Genomic DNA, 2642 nt, shown 5'->3' on the forward strand with positions numbered 1-2642 from the left:
GCTGCCGCCTGCAATGCGGCAGCTGGCCGGGGTCTATTGCTTGTAGATCTTTCCCGCTTTCATAACAAAACTGACGTCGCCCATCAGCCTGATATCCTGTAACGGATCGCCCGGCACGGCAATAATATCAGCATATTTGCCCGGGCTGATACTGCCTAACTCAGCCTCTGCCCCAAGCAATTTCGCGCCTTCAATCGTGGCAGACTGAATTGCTGCCATTGCCGGCATACCGGCTTCAGTCATATAAATAAACTCCCGCCAGTTGTCACCATGCGGATACACACCCGCATCAGTACCAAACGCAATTTTGACACCCGCCTTGTAGGCCTCAGCAAAAGTCTGCTGAATTAACTTACCGATATTAGCTGCTTTTGGCCGCACCAGTTCCGGAAAAAAACCAGTGATAGCGGCTTTTTCCGCCGCCCACATGCCGGCACTGATCGTAGGGACGTAGTAGGTGCCGTGTTTGCGCATCAGTGCAAACATTTGCTCATCCATAAAAGTCCCATGTTCGATAGAATCGACGCCGGCTTTAATGGCTCGTTCAATCCCTTCTTTACCATGGGCGTGCACCGCAACCTTCATATCATAATCTTTTGCTGTGGCCACCACAGCAGCAAGCTCTGCCTCAGTAAACTGTGGATTACTGCCACTTTTTGCCACACTGAGCACCCCCCCGGTGGCTGTGATCTTGATTAAATCGGCGCCTTCTTTATACCGCTGGCGTACGGCTTTGCGTGCTTCATCAGCACCATTTATGACGCCGTCTTTCGGCCCTGGGTCGCCCATCTGATTAAAGGCGACGCCGTTGGTCGGATCGGCATGGCCGCCGGTCGTGGCAATTGACTTGCCCGCGGCAAAAATTCTTGGCCCATCAACATAGCCGACAGCAATGGCCTTGCGAAGCGCCACACTGATGTTGTAATTGTCCCCAAGCTCACGGACGGTGGTAAAACCTGTCAGCAGGGTTTTTTCAGCAAATACCGCGCCACGAAGCACAAAATCGGCTTCATTCATCCGCTGGCTCTCACTGTATACGGTGGGACTGAACTGAGTATAAAAGTGGGTGTGCATGTCCATTAAGCCCGGCAGCACCGTATGCCGGGTCAGATCAATCAGGATATCGCCCGCCTCTGGCTGCCGAAAGCCGGCTTCAATGCCAGAGATTTTGTCACCATCAATAGTTACCGTTTGCCTGGACAACACTTTACCGGCTTCAACATCAATAAGCTTACCGGCATGGATCAATGTTGCGGCACTGACAGCAGTGCTGTGAATAGTCAGAATGACAGCAAGGGACAGTAATGCTGGGCGCATAATAAAATTTCCTTTCAGATAGTCGCTACACTGTGCACCTGGCCGTCAGCGGTTCGCAACCGGGCTGCGATACAGCCCATATTTTGTACGTTAAGCTGCAGTGTCAGCTCAGCATGCCCAAAGTAAACGGATAGCCAGCGCTTTTCAGCTGATAATGAATAGCACCGTCACAGTAAACTTCACTGCACTGGGTGATCAGCTGATAATACGTATTGCGGTTTAAACGAGCCGATAAACCACGCCATAATTGCAGATAGGGTAAATATTGTTGCTGATACGATTTCAGATGCAGAGGGAACCTCGGGGTAACACTGACTGCATCACCAATGTTGGTTGTCAATGTCAGCAAAGGACCGTTAATGCTGTCTTGCCAGTGACTGCCCACTACCAGAAAAGGGACATCTTCAACCTGGATCCGCACTTTCTCTACCGGCGTTTGCAGATAATACTGCTGGTTCTGATAAATCAGGACCGAAGCAAATAACCGCACCATAGGCTGGCGACGTATTTCACTGCCCTGATATAACCAGCGGCCATCTGCAGTAATCAGTAAGGGTAAATCACCACAAAATTTGGGTTGCCAGCGCTCTACCGGCGCAAGATCAGGACATTGTAACTGTTGCTCAAGCGACGCTAAATCCATTTTGATACTGGGTTTGGTGCAAGTGATCTTAACAATAGTGGGCAGACGTAACACGGTCAAGCATGGCTCTGCAGTGAAGCCGGCTAACCGGGGCAGGTGCTGCGAAAATTGGGGTGACTGATGGGGCTCGAACCCACGACAACCGGAATCACAATCCGGGGCTCTACCAACTGAGCTACAGTCACCAGTGTCTGTGGCAGTTATTTTAGCTAATATTGTAGCGCCAACCAAGTTTTTTTAACTAAAGCATGCGCTGGCGTACCATCACCGGGCTAAGATTGCTAAACTTGTGACGAATTTAAGTTCTATCAGAGGATGTGTAATGGAAGAGATAACTACATTTTATCAGGAAAATCATGAGGTCATATTAGGCTATTTAGTCCAGCTGGTCGTGGCAATTGTTATTTTCTATGTCGGTCGCCTTGTCGCCAAAGGTGTTGCCCGGCTACTGGAGCGTGGCCTGCTTGCCCGCTCTGTAGATAAAGCAGTAGTCGCGTTTCTGGTCAGTATTGTATATGCCATTATTCTTATCGCCACCATTCTGATGGCGTTATCACAACTGGGGGTACAGACAACCTCCTTTATTGCTATTCTTGGGGCTGCGGGTCTGGCCATCGGTCTGGCACTGCAGGGGTCGTTAGCCAATTTTGCTTCAGGCATTCTGATTATTCTGTTCCGGCCA

At 50.2% G+C, this 2642-nt stretch carries 3 protein-coding genes and 1 tRNA gene; 1 reads left to right on the forward strand and 3 read right to left on the reverse strand.

What is annotated here, in order from left to right:
• Window positions 1–33: 33 nt before the first annotated feature.
• The 3 genes from R3177_RS14390 to R3177_RS14400 all read right to left on the reverse strand — a co-directional run bounded on the left by R3177_RS14390 (window position 34) and on the right by R3177_RS14400 (window position 2145).
• Window positions 34–1317: an amidohydrolase family protein gene (locus R3177_RS14390; protein WP_318971699.1), complete on the reverse strand. Its 1284-nt coding sequence runs from the start codon at window positions 1315–1317 to the stop codon at window positions 34–36.
• Between the two features lie 103 nt (window positions 1318–1420).
• Window positions 1421–2014: a DUF1285 domain-containing protein gene (locus R3177_RS14395; RefSeq protein WP_318971701.1), complete on the reverse strand. Its 594-nt coding sequence runs from the start codon at window positions 2012–2014 to the stop codon at window positions 1421–1423.
• Window positions 2015–2069: 55 nt separating this feature from the next.
• Window positions 2070–2145: transfer RNA gene (locus R3177_RS14400), tRNA-His, on the reverse strand.
• A 137-nt stretch (window positions 2146–2282) separates the two neighbouring features.
• Between R3177_RS14400 and R3177_RS14405 the strand changes: the two genes are divergently transcribed.
• The coding region (locus R3177_RS14405) for a mechanosensitive ion channel family protein (RefSeq protein WP_318971700.1) at window positions 2283–2642 on the forward strand (360 nt) is incomplete at its 3' end.

The organism is Arsukibacterium sp. (assembly GCF_033722355.1).
Classification (GTDB): domain Bacteria; phylum Pseudomonadota; class Gammaproteobacteria; order Enterobacterales; family Alteromonadaceae; genus Alishewanella.

Bases quoted from the DNA above. Each gene is read 5' to 3' on its own strand.
- R3177_RS14390 (WP_318971699.1), bottom strand. From the start codon at position 1,317: ATGCGCCCAGCATTACTGTCCCTTGCTGTCATTCTGACTATTCACAGC.